This window comes from Alkalibacterium subtropicum (genome assembly GCF_900112455.1).
GTDB classification, from domain to species: Bacteria; Bacillota; Bacilli; order Lactobacillales; family Carnobacteriaceae_A; genus Alkalibacterium; species Alkalibacterium subtropicum.
The window spans coordinates 15657-33724 of record NZ_FOLT01000006.1 but is presented as its reverse complement, the minus strand read 5'-3'; the positions used below and the strand labels follow the sequence as shown (position 1 = coordinate 33724).

The window sequence follows — 18068 nt, the reverse complement described above, 5'->3', positions numbered from 1 at the left end:
CCTTTTTAAAAAATTTATACTACCTCTATTATCGGTAACAAGATGAAAATGTTTATGCTCGCTTTCACAATTCATGCCGTTTTATTTTTCACATACAAAAAGACTCCAGATCTCTGGAGTCTTTCATCTTATTATGAGAAGCGCTTGGCTGACTCTCTTAATCTGCCCGCTAATCGTTTCAGTTCATCGATGGATGCCGAAAATTCTTCCATCGAGGCCAGGATCTCTTCAGAATTGGCCGACACTTCTTCTGTACTTGCTGTATTTTTACCTGCAGACGCTTCAATATCGTCCAGCGATTTCACTACATTCGCTTTTCTCTCTTCAACTGATCGGACAAGTTCCATGGAACGGCTGATATGACGCGCAAGTTCCTGAATCTTAAGGGAAATATCTTCATTTGTTGCTGTTACCTGCTTCAGAGAATCTGTCTGCTTGTCAGTGTCAGTCAAAACCTGATCCAGCGTCTTCACCATGACCGAAGAGTCGTTCTGGATCTCACCAATGAGATCAGCGATCATATCCGATGACGCGTTACTTTTTTCAGCCAGCTTTCTGATTTCTTCTGCCACCACTGAAAAGCCTTTCCCTGCTTCGCCGGCTCTTGCCGCTTCGATCGATGCGTTGAGGGCAAGCAGGTTGGTCTGTTCCGAAATGTTCTGGATGGCTCGCAGGATACTTTCAACATCCTGAACTTTTGCATCCACAGAACTGATGTCATGTTTGAGATCGTTGACAGAATGAACTGTCTGATTCCAGGTCATGTTTACTTTATTCATGTTCTGATCGTTTTCACCTAATGAAAGGACCGTCTGATCCGCATGGATGCCGACTTCCTGCATGTTTTCAGAAATGGCCGAGACAAAATCCGAGAGCTCTTCCATTTGCTTCACTGTCTCTCTCGTGTCCTGTGTCTGGATACTGGATGATTCGGCGATGGATTGGATCGTGCCGGTCACTTCTTCCGTGGCCTTTTTTGTCTGGACCGTAATGGCAGAAAGGTCGTTCGCCATATTATCCACGTTAACTGAACGGTCCTGTATGTCATTGACGACGGCTTCGATCGCCTTCACCGTACGGTTGAAACTCAAACCGATCTGATGCAGTTCATTCCCGTTTTCTTTAAATGTGGTCGCAGGTTTCTTCTGATTTTCCTTCGCCTTGACCGGTTTCTTTCTATAAGAGATCAACCGTGTCTTGAGTTTCCCCATCTGCAGGTCGCCTAAGGCCTTTTCTATCGTCCGTGTTACTTGAACGAGGTAATTCGAAACGAGCAAGGCGATCAGCAAGGCTCCGGCGATACTGACGAGCAGCACCCGAGTGGCTCTTCTGAAAAACAGTGTACTCTCTGCTGACATTTCCTCCGGTGTCACCGCCCCATAAACGATCAGGTTCATATCCGGCACCTGTTCATAATAAATAGGAAAGGCCCGCGCATTCAAATCGCTGTATAGTTCTCCGGATGCATCTGTGGCCTCAGTGAAAATCGATGTGTCACTGACATCCAGACCAGCCAGCTCTGTATTTTGGGTAAATTGCCGGTAACCTTTATTTGTGATCACAAACGGTGCGCCTGTTTTTCCGATCTGCGTATTATCCACCAGCTCCGCAATACTCCCCATATCCAGCTGAACGCCCAGGATGCTTGTTTCACCGTTAGTCTGCTCGATTTTCATGGTCGCTGACATCGTCGTCGCACTCGTCACGACGTCAGAATACGGCTGGGAAAAAACGATATCGCCGTCGGCAGCTGCTGTCTCACTCAGCCATTCATTCTTGGATTCCTCAATAGCATCTGCATCCAGTGTCCCGACAGAACGGGCGTCAGGCAGGTAAATAAACACGTCGCTTATGTATTCAGTGGCGACCTGTATCGTTGACATCAGCCTTTCCAGCTCTTCAGTATCCCCTGCCTCTGCCGCATTGCGGATGAGTTCGAGCTGAGATAAAGCAGTGACCGATGACTCTGCTTCATGTCCGATGCTTTCAAAGATTTCTACAACATTTCTGGTGGCTGCCCGCTGTTCCTGCAGCACTCTTTGGGTCACCGTTTCCTGCATCTGATAGAATAACACGATCGAAACGATGACGATCGGTATAAACACGATGCTTGTGAACAATAGTATAAATTTTGTTCGGATGCTTTTTTTACGGTTTTTGGTCTTGCTCTTCTCAGCTACCCTGAGTTTATCTTTCTTCAATACTTTTACCTTTTCCATTTCATACCTTCTTTCCGAAAATAGATATACTTAATATACTATCGACCGATCCATTCAGTCATTAAGCTCTTTTTAGTTAATTAGTGAAAAAAGTTCATTTTTTTATCATGCCTTGAATAAGCGTTGAAATACACCGGTCTATTTATCCAGAAGAGACAGAGGCTGGAATAGAAAAAGTGCCGATGAGTCGTTTCCTCTCATCGGCACTTTTTCTATTGTACAACCTCTATTTATCTGTTTCCTTTTCCTTTTCCATTTCCATTGTTACCTTTGTCTCTTGGTTTCTTTTCTTCTTCGTCTTCATCTTCATCATCTTCGTCACGCTCGTCGTCCTCGTCGTCCTCGTCGTCCTCGTCATCTTCGTCATCATCTTCTTCAAACTCGAGGGCTTCTTCACGGGCTTCTTCAGCGCGCTCTTCTGCTTCTTCTCTTTCCTCTTCTTCACGCTCTTCACGTTCTTCGCGTTCTTTTTCAGCTCTTTCTCTGGCTTTTTCTTCACGTTCTAAAGCTTCTTCTTTTGCTTCTTCTTCACGCTCTTCCGCTTCTTCTCTTTCCTCTTCAGCGCGCTCTTCTGCTTCTTCTCTTTCTTCTTCAGCGCGTTCTTCTGCTTCTTCGGCTGCGTCTTCCAGCTCTTCGTTCAGTTCTTCTGATTCATCCTCGTCTGCATCTTCCAGCTCTTCACGTTCATCCAATTCTACAGATTTCACGCTGGCTTTACGCTTGTTTTTCAGTTCTTTTCTCAGCGCTTTTGCTTCAGCCTTATTTTTCTTAGCCTCAGCTTTGAACGTCTCATTGATTTCTTTCATTTCGCTTTCGAACTCTTCCTCTGTCATTTCCCCTGAGGCAAATTTTGTTTCAAGGGCAAGACGTTCTTCAGCACGTTTCATGACGTTTTCAACTTGTTTCAAAGCATTGGAAATGCCGATTTTAGCTGTTTCGGGAAGTTCTTCACGCTCTAATAACGTACGCATTTTAGTCGTGCGTTCTTCAAAACTTTCAGATAATGTCTGTTCAACTTCTTCGACAGCTTCTTCTTCAGCCTCTATAGCTTCTTCCAGATCGCTTTCAGCCTGGTCAATGCTTTCATTCGCTTCTTCCAGAAGTTCTTCCGCTTTTTCAACATCGCCCTCTTCTAAGGCCAATTCTGACTCAATTAGTCTTTCGTTTGCAAACTGGTCCTGGAGCAATGCTTTATCAGAAGTGCTTTCCGTCAGCTCATACTCGACTTCTTCCATAACACGTGTCGTCTCATATAATTCCGAATCAGGACTGACCACTTCTTCGGATTCTGCTGCCAGCACTTGGCCGCCACTGACAACTAAGGTTGTACCTAAAACGAGGCTTGCAATTCTTTTTTTCATCATTTCACGTCTCCCACTTCATTTAATTTTGTATGATCAAGTAAACTTTCTACCTTTTCCTGATTTGCATCATAATTTTCTGCCGAGGACATAAATATCATGAGGATATTTCGCTCGTCACTATGCTCTTTGAAATAAACATCCGTCCGGATAGCCTTTTTCAATTTAGACTGATATGACAAGTAGTCTTCACTATCAGTCAGGACAGATACATCCCCTGAGCCTTTGATCAACTCTTTTTTTATATCTTCAAAGGACTGGGACGAAGATACAGTAGATAGGATAGCTTTTAATTTATTGTGCTTCAATACGATGTGCAAATTTTCAGATTCCTTTTCAGACTCTAATTCCCAATCCATATTAGGTGAAATGTCCAGTCCCCAGTCATCATTTCTGTAAAGGCTGTCACTTTCCTCTTGTGCAGCGGTTTGCACACTCTGTTCCTCTCCCGTTGTATCAGCCAGCGTTTCATTACTGCACCCCGCTAAGGCAATCGTGACCGCCGAGAAAATAACAGGAATGAATCTCTTCTTTAAAGACATGTGCTATGTAGACCTCCCTTCCAAATAAAAATAGCACACCCCCGTTTACAAGAGTGTGCACTTGTATAACGGCAACTGGCAGGCATAGAAGTGCATCCTTAGCCCCTGTAGTTTTGCGTCCCGCCTTTTCAGACGGTTTGCCTTTTTCGATTATATTGTGTCCTAATTTTATGTAGTGGTGTTTCCCCATCCCTTTTTTATGCATAAAAATAAGTAAATGAGAAAACGCGAATACTCTTCATAGAATATTCATATTTTTAGTTTAACAGAGTTCAGTGTCTATAGAAACAGTTTTTTTCTATTTTTTGACTATTTTTTTCATAGATATCGTCAAAAAAACTACTAGCAGACACAGTAAAACTGAATGATTATGAAAGAACCAGAGTAATATTCATGTTCTGACCAGGGCTGCTCAGTATTTTTCCAAAAACAAAACGATCCAAAAGACTGACCTTTAATGTCTGCTGGATCGTTGCTTAAGGTTTTGTTACTGATCGACCCATTTCGATTCCGGTTTGGCGTAGCCTTCAACGAAATAGACTTGCTTCTCTTCATCGAACAGCTGGCGTTCCAGTAAGGTCTGCTGCCGTATTTCGACGAGCAGATCACCGCGGTGACTTTCGATCTCCAGCTGATAATGTCTCATGTTCTTCTTCATTTCAGCTTCCAGCTTGTCGCGCAGGGCGTCGATATCCGCTTCGTCCTGGGCCGAGATGACGATATTCGGGTAGAGCGTGGACGGCACAGGTCCTTCCACAAGATCTCGCTTGTTGTAGACATTGAGGGTCGGGATGTCGGCCATGTCCAGTTCCTTAAGCAGGGACAGCACCGTCTGCTCGTGCGCTTTCAGATTATCGGCAGAAGCATCGATCACGTGAAGCAGCAGATCGACATCTTTGGATTCTTCCAGTGTCGACTTGAACGCTTCGATCAGCTGGGTCGGCAGGTCCTGGATGAAGCCGACGGTGTCCGTGATCGTGACCTGCATGCCCGACGGCAGTTCGAGTTTTCGAGTCAGCGGATCCAGCGTCGCAAACAGCTGGTTTTTTTCGTAGGTATCCGCTTCGGTAAGCTGGTTCAAAACGGTCGACTTACCGGCATTGGTATACCCGATCAGGCCAATCTGAAACACATTGCTGTTTTTGCGCTGTTCGCGGCTGCGTTCTCTGTGTGCGGCGAATTTCTTCAGCTCGCGTTTGATGTCGGTCATTTGGCGCTGGATATGACGGCGGTCGGTCTCCAGTTTCGTTTCACCGGGCCCGCGCGTCCCGATCCCGGCACCGAGCCTGGACATATTGATGCCCTGTCCGGCCAGGCGCGGCAAAATATAAGAAAGCTGCGCCAGTTCGACCTGCAACCGGCCTTCTTTACTTCGGGCACGCAGGGCAAAGATATCCAGGATGACCTGGATACGGTCGATGACTTTCGTATCGATGATCTCCTGGATATTTCTGACATGGCTCGGCGACAGCTCCTGGTTGAAAACGACCGTCTGCACGTCCAGTTCCTCGACTAGATTCTTGAGTTCATTGACTTTCCCTTTGCCGATCACGGTCTTGTGATCCGGCCGTTCCCGCTTCTGTGACAGTCTGGCCACGACTTTCCCGCCGGCATTTTCCACCAGCTGTTCCAGTTCGTCAAAGGAATACCGGAAGGCCTCTTCTTCATGCTGCTTTTCGATCCCTACGATAATGACTTTTTCATATACTTTTTCTTCGTCCACTTAATCACCCTCTATAAAATTTTGGATGTTCGCTTTTACTTTTTGTAAATGTTCCGGCTGTTTGACCAGATCCGCCCACTGATTCACTTCAAAGCGGTTCCTGAACCAGGTCAGCTGGCGCTTGGCATAATTCCTCGAGTGCTGTTTGACCTGTGCCACCGCTTCTTCCAGGGACTTCAGGCCTTCAAGGTACGGCTTGAACTCTTTATAGCCGATCCCTTTCTTGCTCTGGATATCTCCAGGATAATTCTCATATAGCCACGTCACTTCCTGAAGCAGTCCGTTCTCCAGCATCAGGTCGACGCGTTTATTGATGCGGTCATACAGGACGTTGCGGTCCGTGTTCAGGCCGATCACATAGGCATCATACACCGGTTCTTTTTTCTTTTCATCCTGATAGTCAGAGAATTTCTTTCCGGTTTCATGAATGACTTCAAGGGCCCGGATCACGCGCCTCACATTGTTCTGGTGAATGGCTTCTGCTGCTTTAGGGTCTTTGTCTTCTAACAGCTGATGTAAAGCTTCCCGTCCGTTTTCTCGGGCAAAGCGGTCCATTTCATTTCGGAATTCAGGGTTCGGTTCAGCTTTTCCGCCATGGGTGACGTTATATAGAAGCGACTCGATATACAAGCCGGTCCCGCCGACAATGATGGGGAGTTTCCCTCTCTCAGTCAGTTCGCGGATCTTTTCTCCGGCATCTTTTTTGAAATCCGACACGGCATACGGTTCATCGGGCGACTTGATATCGATCAGATGATGCGGCACCCCATCTCTTTCTTCTTCCGTCACTTTGGCGGTCCCAATGTCCAGGCCCCTATAGACCTGCATCGAATCTCCATTGATGACTTCACCGTCAAAAGCCTTTGCCAGGTCGATGCCTAGCTGCGTTTTCCCTACCGCTGTAGGGCCTACAATAACGATAATTTTATCTTTCACAGAAATCCTCCACTCATTCGCTCTCTTGTCCAGTATAGCACAGAGCAGCCGGTATGATAAAAGACATCTACTGGCGGATGCCCTTCTTTGTATACCTATTTGATAAGAAGTATCGCCCACCCAGCAGGTGTAGTTCAAGGAGTCGACAGATGTAAAATATCTTTTATCCGCTCAGACAGATTATTGTTTGAGTGGGCGGTAAAATGGCTGGGTTCTGCCTACCGAATCACGGAAAGGGACTGAGCGGCTACAATAATCGTATTGTTGTGACCACTCAGTCCATATTCTCAAACCGGTGGGAAGCAAAAGGAGCTTTTGCTTCCTTCTCAGATTTCAATGATCCCTGAGTGGTCACTATAAGATTGATATACTGCCTGCTCCCGCCTTATAGTGATTTGAGTGGTCACTATGATCCCAGACTACCGTCGACCAGGGTCATTATATTTTATGAGTCAGTCGAAGAGTTTCTTCTTCTACCCACTCAAACTGACCCACATTCGAGCAGGAAGAAAAAGGCGCTTCATGATGGGGATGTCGGCCCAAAAGCCGACATCGACTTAACTGCAATAAAAAACTGCCTGAGGCATCTCGGGAAAGACACTTCAGGCAATTATTCGACTTGCAGTTAGGCATTGATGTAATCGTGACATGCTTCCGCACAGTCATTACAAGCTTTCGCACATTTCTGGCAGTGCTCCATATCCTCATGTTCTTCACAGTCCTTGGCACAGGCCTGACAGCTGTTCTCACAGAGCTTGACGAGATCGTAATCCAAAAACTCTTCTCGGCCTTTATAAGCGAGCACATTCGTACAGATATCGGCGCAGTCCTTGTTAGAACGGATACAGGCCCGCAGCATATCGATAGCTTCTTCCTGCAGGCAGGCTTCATAACAGTGATTGCAGGCACCGACACAGGCATAAACGGCATCCATCAGCTTTTCTGCTTTTGCGGTCATTCGGTTCCCCTCCTTCGATTTTGTACTTATAGTTTACATAAAGGATGGAAGCGAATTCAACCGATAAACACTGGGCTCATAAAGTATTTCAGTCGGAATTTTTTAGTGCGTGCAACATGATCAATCCTCGTAAAGCAACTCCAGTATTTCTTCCGTCGACAGGCTCGTGACAGACTCCTTGTTACCTTTGGTGATGACCGAGTCGATCAGTTCGCGTTTCTTCTCCTGCAGGTCATTGATGCGTTCTTCGATGGTCCCTGTCGTGATGAAACGGATGATCTGTACCGACTTCTTCTGACCGAAACGATGCACGCGGTCTGCGGCCTGGTCTTCGATGGCCGGGTTCCACCAGGAGTCAAAGAGGATGACGGTATCCCCGCCGGTCAGGTTCAGGCCGGTCCCGCCCGCTTTGAGCGAGATCAAAAACAGGTCTTTCTCACCCGTATTGAAACGGGTCGTCAGTTCCAGACGCTGTTCGTTTTTCGTCTGACCGTCCAGGTAGTGATAATCGACATCGATTTTGTCCAGACGTTCGCGGATGATCTTGAGCATCGACGTGAACTGGGAGAACAGTACGACACGTTTGCCGTTTTCTCTGGCTTCCTCCAGATATTCCATCAGACGTTCGAGCTTGGATGATTCGCCTTCATAGTCCGGCATGATCAGCCTTGGATCACAGCAGATTTGACGGAGACGCGTCATGCCCGCCAGCACCTTGATGCGGTTGGCTCGCAGCGTATCTGAATCGACCAGTTCTTTCAGTTCCTGCTTGATTGCCGCACGCTGCGTCTGATACAGGCGTTTCTGACCGTCAGAGAGCTCGATATATTCTGTGGTCTCTGTTTTTTCAGGCAGATCGTCCAGCACGTCACGTTTCAATCGTCTCAAGATGAACGGCTTGATCTTCGCAGCGATGCGTTCGTGTTCCATCGACTGGAAGGCCTTCCTGTTCCTGAACAGTCCCGGCTGGATGATCGTAAAGAGCGACCAAAGTTCACCTAAGTGGTTCTCGATCGGTGTTCCGGACAAGGCAACCTTCGTTTCCGAATTCAGCCGTTTCACAGCTTTGGTCGTCTTGGCCGCACTGTTTTTCACGTTCTGTGACTCATCCAAAATGATCGTTTTAAAGGTATCTTCTTCATACAGATCGGAATCGCGCTGAATCAATGGATAACTGGTTATCCAGACAGGAATATCCTTGTCGATGGCTTCCTGACGCTTCGCTTCACGCTCTTCCTTGCTTCCGGAGATGATGATCGTTTCCGTATCGGGAACAAACTTCTCCCACTCATGCTGCCAGTTGAACAAGACACTGGACGGACAGATGATGAGATACTTGCCCGCTTCCTTCTCGATTTTCGATTGGATAAAGGCAATCGTCTGGATCGTTTTTCCCAGCCCCATATCATCGGCCAGAACACCCCCGAAGCCGTAATGGTCCAGGCTCTTCAGCCATTTGAATCCGGTCACCTGATAGGGTCGCATATGAGCGTTCAGTTTTTCGGGCAGTTCAAACTCAAGTTCTTCCGGGGTGAACAGCTGCTTCACGAGTTCCTTGAATCGTTTCCCGGTCTGAATGGTGTCTTCGTCCAATGCCGAAAGGCCCTGAAACACTGAAACCGTCATGTCTTTTTCGATCTCGTCTTCTTCCAGATCCAGCGAATTCTTCGCACGGCGCATCGCCTGGAACGCCGGATCCTTCAGATTGACGATCTGACCACTGGACAAGCGGTAATAGGACTGATTTTTCTCCAGTTCTTTGAGCAGATCTTTCAGTTCATCTGTGGAAATATCCTCTGTATCAAAGGAGATGTCCAGAAGATTGGAAGACTCGCGCATTTCCATCGTTATCCGTGGCTGTCGCGACGGGCTGTAAAGCAAGCCGCGTGCCGACTGGGACAGGAAGATCTCCATATAGTCCGCCAAAGCCGGCAGGGCATCATAGAGAAAATTGCTGATCGTGTCGGTGTGGGTCAGTTCCCACATATCACCTTTACGGGCCGGCAGCGGGATCTCTTCAAACAGGAGACCCAGCACCTTCGACTCTTCGGCCCACTGACGGACAACGATAGAATCTTCGCTGTCGGATGTTGCCTCTTCAAGCGGATAGATCGTGACATTCCCATAAGTGAATACCGGTCGGATCAGAAGGTTGTCGTTCTTCGTATCCATATACAATTGCGCTTCAAACGGCGCCTGGTACAGCAGGGCCTGAACCTCTTCATCCATCGTCACCTCCACGATCTGCTTCAGCTGACTCAAGGTCACAGAGAGGAAGGTCTCCAGCTCTTTGCGGCGCATGACCAATGTATCTGAACCGGATTCTTTGAGCCCTTCGATGATCTGCTTGAGCAGTTCGTAATGCGGGGACTCGAAGAAATAAAAGGCATGCTTGTGCTCGATCATTTTAGCCTGGTCATGGAAGGTCATATTCTGGATATTGGTCGTTGCCTCTGTCAGTTTAAAATGGAACAGATTGTCGATCTTGTCGATGCTGAAGGACAGATGAAGCTGAGAAAGATCGTCTTCTATAAGGAGCGCTTCTCCTCTATCGGCCTGAGACAACTGTCTGGGCGGACGACCGAAACGGACAAAGGCGCCCATTGTTTTATCTAACAGAGTCAGGACCTCTTTAATGTAGGACGGCGGCAGCGTGAAACTGTCTTTGTTGAGAAACTGGTTCTCATACCCCATCGGCAGCACAGACTTGATGACCGTCTGGATCTCGCTCAACCGGTCGAACACCTTCTTGTCTTCCGGCATCAAGGCGTAGTCTTCGGTATTAAAGGTAAAGTTCTTGCCAAAAACGATATCTTCTTCATTGACGATATCGTCGATGAGCTGTGAGCTGTTCTTGATGACATACAGATAGTCTTTACCCATTTTAAAGTACAGTTCATATACCGGGTTCGCTTTCGTCCCGCTGACATTCAGCATATACTCCACATAAACCGGCTGTTTGTAGAGGATATCAGTCTGTCGGGAGATTTCCTTTTTCGAATAGTGGATCAGCGCATTGATGGCTTTTTCACTCTTCTTGTATGAGAACATCAATCCCTGAGCCGCATTTTTTGCGGCTGTCGATTCGGCTGTCAGATCATCGGCATCCAAGTCGTTCAGATGCATCATTGTGGCGATCACATGGCGGCAGGCTCCCGTATTTTTTTCAAACGCCTTACAGGTACAGTGGTATTTCCGCGCCACGCCATTTGGGTAAAAACGCAGGTGGACCGTCTGCAGCTGTTTATCTTCAACAGAGGCCTGAATGGTATTATTTTTTTCGTCCGCTTTGAGATGTGTGACGGATCCTTTTTTGTAGAGTTCTTTCCCCTGCAGAAAAGTGGGATAATTACTTGCCAGACTTGTCAGTGTCATTTCTGGAAACGCTTGTTTTTTCATAAGGTTTTGTCAGTCCTTTAAGCTGTAATTTGTCTAAATACTGCTATATACATAAAACTGTTACCGTCGTTAGACGTTGAAAGTTCATCTGTCTATTATAACAAAGATTGGCCGGAAAGAGAAAATCTTTCTCTATTCTTATCATTTAATACAGCCGGCATGCTATAATTCCAGTTAAAGGAGCGGATACTTATGAAGAAACGCGTCGAGCCTCAAGTACCTAAACACCTCGATCATCAGACATTTGACGACAGTTTTGATTTAGAAGATCCCTACATCGAATACGTTGAGATCAGAGACTGTGTCATTCCGATGCATGACATCCGCCGTCTGGAGTTTAAAACGGTCCGTTTTGTCAACGTTCAGTTCGAAGCCATCGATCTGGAAGAGGGCTACTTCAGAGACGTTGTCTTTGAAAAGTGCCAGTTTGTCAATGCGGTCTTTTCTCATGCGATGATGAAACAAGTCAGTTTTATCGGCTGCCGGCTGAACGGCACACTGTTCAACGACTGCAAACTGGAACATGTCCTGTTCAAGGATTGTGTCATGGACCTGTGCAGTTTCGGCTACAGCGAACTGAAGGTGTGCGATTTCGACACGTCCAGGCTCAGCGAAGCGGATTTCCTGGAGCTTAAGTGGTCAGATATCAGGTTTCTGGAATGTCTTTTGGACGGCTCGCGGTTCAGCCGCACGTCCTTATCCGGGATCGATATCAGCACCTCTCGCTTTGATTCCCTTTCCATTGAACTGGACGCATTGAAAGGGGCCGTCGTCAGCCAGTCACAGGCGCTGGCCTTTCTGGATCTGCTCGGACTGGAGATCCGAGACCTGTGATAACAAGAGGAAAAAGGCGCTGAACGGGTTTACGACCGGCTCAGCGTCTTTTCAGCTAGGTTCCTGTCCCGCTAAAGATTAAGTGACCGGAGCAATCTCCCCTATCCCCGATCAGTTTATCACTTCCCCGGCAGGCTCATATGCCCGCGCGGCGACTCTGACGCGTCGGGCTATTTGCATTGGATCTGTATTTACTTCTCGGCCATCCTGTCCAGACTGAGTCCGATTTTAAATAATACATCAGCTTTCTTGCCTAAACGCTGCGTTGATCTGTCACCCTATCATTGAGGCTTGCTTAACCTATTTTCCCTCGTGCCTTCTACGGAAATACTATGCGTCTGTTCTTTGCAGATACAGACTAAATGACTCATCTGAGCGCAGGGCATGATGACATGCATGCGTTTTCTAAAATTGTTTTAATATTTGATTTATAATCTTGCTTTAAATGATCAGAATGGTACAATTCTCCTTGTGTTTATTTTGGAAACGATAAAGGAAGGTGAAACATGGTCAACACCATTACATTAAAAAATCCCTCTTCAGCTAAACGCTATCTCTTCATGATCACATGGCCCATTTTTATCGAAGTGTTTCTGCAGATCCTGATGAAACTCACCGACGTGTTCATGCTCAGTTTTGTTTCTGACCAGGCAGTCGCGGCGATCGGCGTCGTGAATCAACTGATGACATTCATGTTCGTCCTCTTCAATTTCACTGCCATGGGGGCAGGCGTCGTGGTTGCACAATATGTCGGCGCCAATGATAAAGACGGGGTCAGAAAGACGATCGCGAGTGCCATCACCATCAATTTGCTGTTCGGGCTGGCTGTCAGTCTGTTCGTCGGATTGAACCGGCACTTTCTGCTGGGCTTATTCGCCCTGGAACCTGAGCTGTACGCCTACGCCAGCAGTTATGCCCTGATCGTTGGTTCGGCATTGTTTGCCCAGGCCATGATCCTTACGGTGTCTTCCCTGCTTCAGGCTATGGGCCATACCAAAGATGTCATGGCTTCCGTCCTGATCATGAACGTATTGAATGTCTTCGGTAACTATGTGCTTATTTTCGGCGCACTGGGCTTCCCTCGGATCGGCGTCACGGGTGTAGCGATTTCAACAGCCACCGTCCGCATCCTGATTATGGTCGGCATGTTCGTTCTTTTGACCAAACGGATGCCGGTCAAAATGTCTCTAAGTTCTTTTTTCAAACTGAAGAAAGAATATTCGGCCAAGATCCTGCATATCGGGGTCCCCTCGGCCGGTGAACAGCTTTCTTACAATGTCAGCCAGCTTGTTTTGACGATCATGATCACGACTTTAGGCGCAACAGCCCTGGCTACGCGTGTCTATTCTCAGAACTTCATGTCGGTCCTGGTGATTTTTTCCCTGTCTATTGCCAAAGGGATGCAGATCTTCATCGGCCAGCTGGTCGGTGCCAAGAAGCAGGACGAAGCGTATGCTTACATGTTTATGGGGTTCAAGTTTGCCGGTCTGGTAACTATTGTTATCGGAAGTCTCTTTGCCTTATTCGGCCGGCAGATATTCAGTTTCTTCACTGATGATCCGAGCCTGATCGCTCTGGGCTCGACGATCATGATCATCGAGCTGTTCCTTCAGCCTGCACGAACGAGCAACCTGGTCATCATCAGTGCGCTCCGGGCGGCAGGGGATGCCAAATTCCCTGTTCTGATCGGTGTGACAGTGATGTGGGGCGTGCTCGTGCCTCTGGCTTATCTCTTCGGTATCGTTTTAGGATTCGGTCTGCCCGGCATCTGGATGGCCATGCTGATCGATGAATGGATCCGCGGCAGCCTGATGTACTTCCGCTGGAAAAAGAAACGCTGGATGAATAAAAGGCTCGTTTCAGTAAAAATCTAGTAGAAGTCTAGTAAAATTTTGCGGAGGTTATATCCGCTTAGAGCAGTTACTAAATAACAGCGCTATATGGATGGATCACTCCCTTAAACCGGTGAGGCTCCCCTTCCATCTAGCGCTGTTTTATTATGCAGTAAGCCGTTTGAGCAGAGAAAGTGAAGTTCAGCCATATATTTTTGAAGTGAACTTCATAAAAGGAACGATTTGTTGAGTTCGCGCTCAAAATGAGATGCTAAACTCTACTTTTTCCCAAATTACTGAAGTTCAAGTCAAAATATAAACAGTAAACGGCATCTTTTCACCGATCCACAACTTTCAGTGCCCCTTCCCAATTACTTTTAGGGCAGCCGCTGGATAAAATCACTCAGCAAAATTTTAAGTGGTTATGTTTATGACAAAACACAGTGAAACAATCAGACAAACAGCCGTATAGGATCATTTAGATTTCGGGTCATAATATAAACTATTAGCGAACACTTCTTTTAGTTAGGATCCGACATCCGAGCAGTTCTGGAATAACTTTTATAGTCGTTGGATTAACAATAAACAACTGGCTCGCGTCCAGTAAACGTCTGAACGCGAGCCAGTCGATTCTATTAAACTTTGACTTGCTGAGGCAGTCATCAATCGTCGCTATCCTGTTTGCTCCCGTTCAGTTATTTACCTTCTGTTCAAGCCATGCGAAGTCAGCATAGTCCGATCGCTTCATTGAGGTGACATAAAGGCCCATCGTACAGCCGACAAAGCCGCCGGCGACTTCTGTACTCAAATAATGCGTATCGACCATTTCAGCCACGGTCACTTCGCTGCCGCTTAGGACATCTTTGACCAGCGCTTTGACCTGCTGGCCTTCCCCGATGAAAGACAGTTCCAGAAGCTCACCCAACCGGGTCACTTTCCCAACCATGTCATCATTTCCGTCGACCCTAGTGATCATCCTGGCCGTGTAGCCTTCTTCAGCGGGCGATATGACCAGACGGATCGCATAGCGGTCGTTTTGAACAACAGCCAGTCCGGCTTCAGCTTCATCAATGGTCAAGTTGCTGGCGTCAAGCTGAGTCGTAAGCGAATAGTTCATGGACTGCTGACGCAGACCGAGGTACGTCGGCGACGCCAGATCCGTAAGCGTTACAGATGTGGCGTGCAGTCTCAGCCAGCCGACTCTACTTTGGCGGTCATAGTTCTCCATCAAAGGGTTTCTCAGATACATGAATGCCGGACTGTCCTCTGACAAGTCATAGTGCGCCTGCCGCTCGACTGGAACCAGTGGCAGCGAGTGGTCCTGCTCTTTTATAAGTCGCCCAATGCCCGGATTCACGACCGGCCAGCCATCTTCCCACTCGACTTTGGCCAGGAAGGTTTCCCGTCCCAGATTACTGTAGCCGTCAAACATGCGGCTCGCCAGACACGTGAGGAACCACTGGCCATCCGGCGTTTCGACCAGATCTCCGTGCCCCACATTATGAACCGGGAATCCCTTACCCAAATGGCGGTGAGTCAGGATCGGATTGTTTTTATAGCCTTCGTAATGACCGTCGACCGTTTTACTGCGCGCAATGGTGATGGAATGGTTGTAGCCCGTGCCGCCTTCCGCGGTCATGACATAATAGTAGCCGTCTTTTTTGTAAAGATGCGGACCTTCAGGCCAGATAGCATTTTTCATCGCCCCGGCCCATATTTTCGTACTGACCCCCGTCAGCTGCATCGTCTCCAGGTCCAGTTCCTGCAGCCAGACTTCCCAGTCGCCATTGTATTTAGGTCCTTCAGGATTGGGACGCGTGCCCGTGTAGTAGCACTTGCCGTCATCGTCAAAGAACAGGCTCGGGTCTATCCCCGGAGCATTTTCCAGCCAGTATGGATCAGACCATGGCCCTTCAGGCTTTTCAGCTGTGACGATAAAGTTCCCGCCATGATCCACGTTCGTCGTGATCATGTAAAACACACCGGCATAATGACGTAGCGTTGGGGCGAAAATGCCTCTGGAGTGACCGGCGCCTTCCAAAGGCAGCTGTTCTTTCCGGTCCAGGATATTGCCGATCTGCTTCCAGTTGACCAGATCTTTACTGTGGTAGATCGGCACTCCCGGGAAATAACTGAACGTGGAAGTGACGAGATAATAATCCTCACCTACTGCACAGACAGACGGATCGGGTGAAAAACCTTTGAGAATCGGATTGATAAATATCGACATTTAAGTAAGCTCCTTTAAACTTATTTTTGTTCATTTCATACGTTTGACGGCTGTTTCTTCCACTTCCAGCATTTTAACGTAACGCTGCATGAAGGCATCGAGGGTTTCTCTGCCTTTTGGAGTCAGATCCAGTGACGACGCTTCCTGATTACTCAGCACTTCATCTGAGAGATAATCTTTCAGTGACTTATCTGATTTGCTGTTATTGGCCGATATAAGGGGGACTCCAGCGAAAAATGGTATTCCACTGACTGTGATGAGGTCTTATAACAGGGACTCAAGGCTAAATTCCTATCTGAACTGAGACTAATAAGCCGTTTAACGAAGACTCAATGTCAGTAGGTCAGCTGAGTCTCCCTTATCGACTCCTGCAATGGTCAGTCGATACTCAAATGGTAAATGACTTCCCATTATAAGACTACATATCATGAAGTGAAAACATGTCCGGTTTCTGAGTTTCGTCTATTACCGAGATCAAACATTTCGGGCTGGTAAGAATGCAGCGGCCGAATAATGAGTATATTAAAAGTGTGAGCACCATTGAGGGCTCACACCTTTTTTATTAAATTTAATTATCATAGGGGAATGATTGTACTTTTTAATACAGGTTCAAAGCTATAGATGGTAAAAAATTAAACTCTCTTCACATTCATACCATTCTATTATTATACTGAGATTATTTCGCCAGAGTGGTGACCAGGTACTGGTTCAAGATAGACTTGATGACTTCAACGTTTCCGGATTCGTGCTCGATCTTATCGATGCCGTATGCGTAGTCCTGAAGTTTCTTGAAGTCAGTGTTTCCGGTGACGATCTCTTTACCGATGCCGTCGTTGTAAGAGCTGTAACGGTTGTCGATGATGTTTTCAAGCGCTTTGTCGTCTAAAAGACGCTGAGCAACTTTCGCACCGATAGCAAAGCTGTCCATACCGACGATATGAGCTTTAAACAGGTCTTCTGGTTTGAATGATGTACGACGGACTTTCGCATCGAAGTTCAAGCCGCCTTTTTCAAGACCACCGTTTTTAAGGATCTCATACATAGCCAGTGTTGTAGAATATAGATCTGATGGGAATTCATCTGTATCCCATCCTAAGTGTGGATGACCCTGGTTGGCATCGACAGATCCTAACATGCCATTGATACGTGCATAGTGAAGTTCATGTTCAAAGCTGTGTCCGGCAAGCGTGGCGTGGTTTGCTTCAATGTTGAACTTGAATACATTTTCCAGACCGTATTTCTGCAGGAAGGCAAAGCCGTGTGCCACGTCAAAATCATATTGATGTGACGTCGGCTCTTTTGGCTTAGGTTCGATCAGGAACTGTGCGTCAAAGCCGATTTCTTTCGCATAGTCATTCGCCATGTGGAAGAAACGTGCAAGGTTGTCCAGTTCTAGTCCCATGTTCGTGTTCAACAGGCTTTCATAACCTTCACGTCCGCCCCAGAAGACGTAACTTTCTGCGCCTAGACGTTTACCGACTTCCAGACCTTTTTTAACTTTAGCTGCTGAGTAAGCAAACACGTCAGCATTGTTTGAAGTCGAAGCCCCGTGAACGAACATTGGGTTAGTAAAGTTATTGACTGTATTCCAGAGCAGTTTCACTTTGCTGTCTCTCATGTGGTCTTCGATCATGTCTACGATGATGTCCTGGTTTTCCAGTGTTTCTTTCAGGTTTTTACCTTCCGGAGCAATATCATAGTCGTGGAAACAGAAATAAGGAACCCCCAATTTTTCGAAGAATTCAAAGGCGGCTTCCACACGTGCTTTCGCTTTTTCCATTGGATCAGAATACTTATCCCAGGGACGCTGAGCTGTGCCGACACCGAATGGATCGCTGAGATCTTCAGTAAATGTATGCCAGTAAGCAACGCCAAAACGCATCAGTTCCTCCATTGATTTACCGTTGATCTGTTCTTCAGGATTGTAAAATTTAAATGCCAAAGGATCTTTTGACTGAGCACCTTCGTATTTGATTTTACTTATGTTGTCAAAATATGCCATGTATACGTGTTCTCCTTCCATTAAGTGAAAAT

Annotated in this window: 12 protein-coding genes and 1 riboswitch; of the genes, 2 read left to right on the top strand and 10 right to left on the bottom strand. The window is 47.0% G+C overall.

Going from position 1 to position 18068, the window contains the following annotated elements; all coding sequences use genetic code 11:
• Positions 1–131: 131 nt before the first annotated feature.
• The 7 genes from BM049_RS07340 to BM049_RS07310 all read right to left on the bottom strand — a co-directional run bounded on the left by BM049_RS07340 (position 132) and on the right by BM049_RS07310 (position 11138).
• Entirely contained in the window at positions 132–2219 is a 2088-nt protein-coding gene (locus BM049_RS07340) for a methyl-accepting chemotaxis protein (protein WP_091529980.1), read from the bottom strand.
• A gap of 230 nt (positions 2220–2449) precedes the next feature.
• Complete coding sequence (locus BM049_RS07335; protein ID WP_091529977.1) at positions 2450–3583, bottom strand: DUF5667 domain-containing protein; 1134 nt, start codon at positions 3581–3583, stop codon at positions 2450–2452.
• A complete protein-coding gene (locus BM049_RS07330; protein WP_091529975.1) occupies positions 3580–4122 on the bottom strand; it encodes a hypothetical protein in 543 nt (180 codons plus the stop codon). Before BM049_RS07330 ends, BM049_RS07335 begins: the two co-directional genes overlap by 4 nt.
• 67 nt (positions 4123–4189) lie before the next feature.
• A riboswitch (cyclic di-GMP riboswitch) is annotated at positions 4190–4274 on the bottom strand.
• Between the two features lie 335 nt (positions 4275–4609).
• Positions 4610–5845, bottom strand: coding sequence for a GTPase HflX (gene hflX / locus BM049_RS07325; protein WP_091529972.1), 1236 nt, complete (start codon positions 5843–5845; stop codon positions 4610–4612).
• The gene (gene miaA / locus BM049_RS07320; protein ID WP_425426044.1) at positions 5846–6781 is read right to left on the bottom strand and encodes a tRNA (adenosine(37)-N6)-dimethylallyltransferase MiaA; all 936 of its coding nucleotides are present in this window, start codon (positions 6779–6781) and stop codon (positions 5846–5848) included.
• A 625-nt stretch (positions 6782–7406) separates the two neighbouring features.
• Positions 7407–7739, bottom strand: coding sequence for a four-helix bundle copper-binding protein (locus BM049_RS07315; protein ID WP_091529967.1), 333 nt, complete (start codon positions 7737–7739; stop codon positions 7407–7409).
• 120 nt (positions 7740–7859) lie between these two features.
• On the bottom strand, positions 7860–11138 hold the full coding sequence (locus tag BM049_RS07310) for a DEAD/DEAH box helicase (RefSeq protein ID WP_091529964.1): 3279 nt from the start codon (positions 11136–11138) through the stop codon (positions 7860–7862).
• 192 nt (positions 11139–11330) lie between these two features.
• Between BM049_RS07310 and BM049_RS07305 the strand changes: the two genes are divergently transcribed.
• Both BM049_RS07305 and BM049_RS07300 read left to right on the top strand, forming a co-directional pair.
• On the top strand, positions 11331–11972 hold the full coding sequence (locus tag BM049_RS07305) for a pentapeptide repeat-containing protein (RefSeq protein ID WP_091529963.1): 642 nt from the start codon (positions 11331–11333) through the stop codon (positions 11970–11972).
• A 506-nt stretch (positions 11973–12478) separates the two neighbouring features.
• Positions 12479–13846: an MATE family efflux transporter gene (locus tag BM049_RS07300; RefSeq protein WP_091529960.1), complete on the top strand. Its 1368-nt coding sequence runs from the start codon at positions 12479–12481 to the stop codon at positions 13844–13846.
• A 649-nt stretch (positions 13847–14495) separates the two neighbouring features.
• Here the strand turns inward: BM049_RS07300 and BM049_RS07295 are convergent.
• From BM049_RS07295 to xylA, 3 genes are all read right to left on the bottom strand, one after another.
• Entirely contained in the window at positions 14496–16034 is a 1539-nt protein-coding gene (locus BM049_RS07295; protein WP_091529958.1) for a glycoside hydrolase family 43 protein, read from the bottom strand.
• A gap of 30 nt (positions 16035–16064) precedes the next feature.
• Positions 16065–16193: a hypothetical protein gene (locus BM049_RS12110; protein WP_281242208.1), complete on the bottom strand. Its 129-nt coding sequence runs from the start codon at positions 16191–16193 to the stop codon at positions 16065–16067.
• A 517-nt stretch (positions 16194–16710) separates the two neighbouring features.
• A complete protein-coding gene (xylA, locus tag BM049_RS07290; RefSeq protein WP_091529955.1) occupies positions 16711–18036 on the bottom strand; it encodes a xylose isomerase in 1326 nt (441 codons plus the stop codon).
• Between the last annotated feature and the right edge of the window lie 32 nt (positions 18037–18068).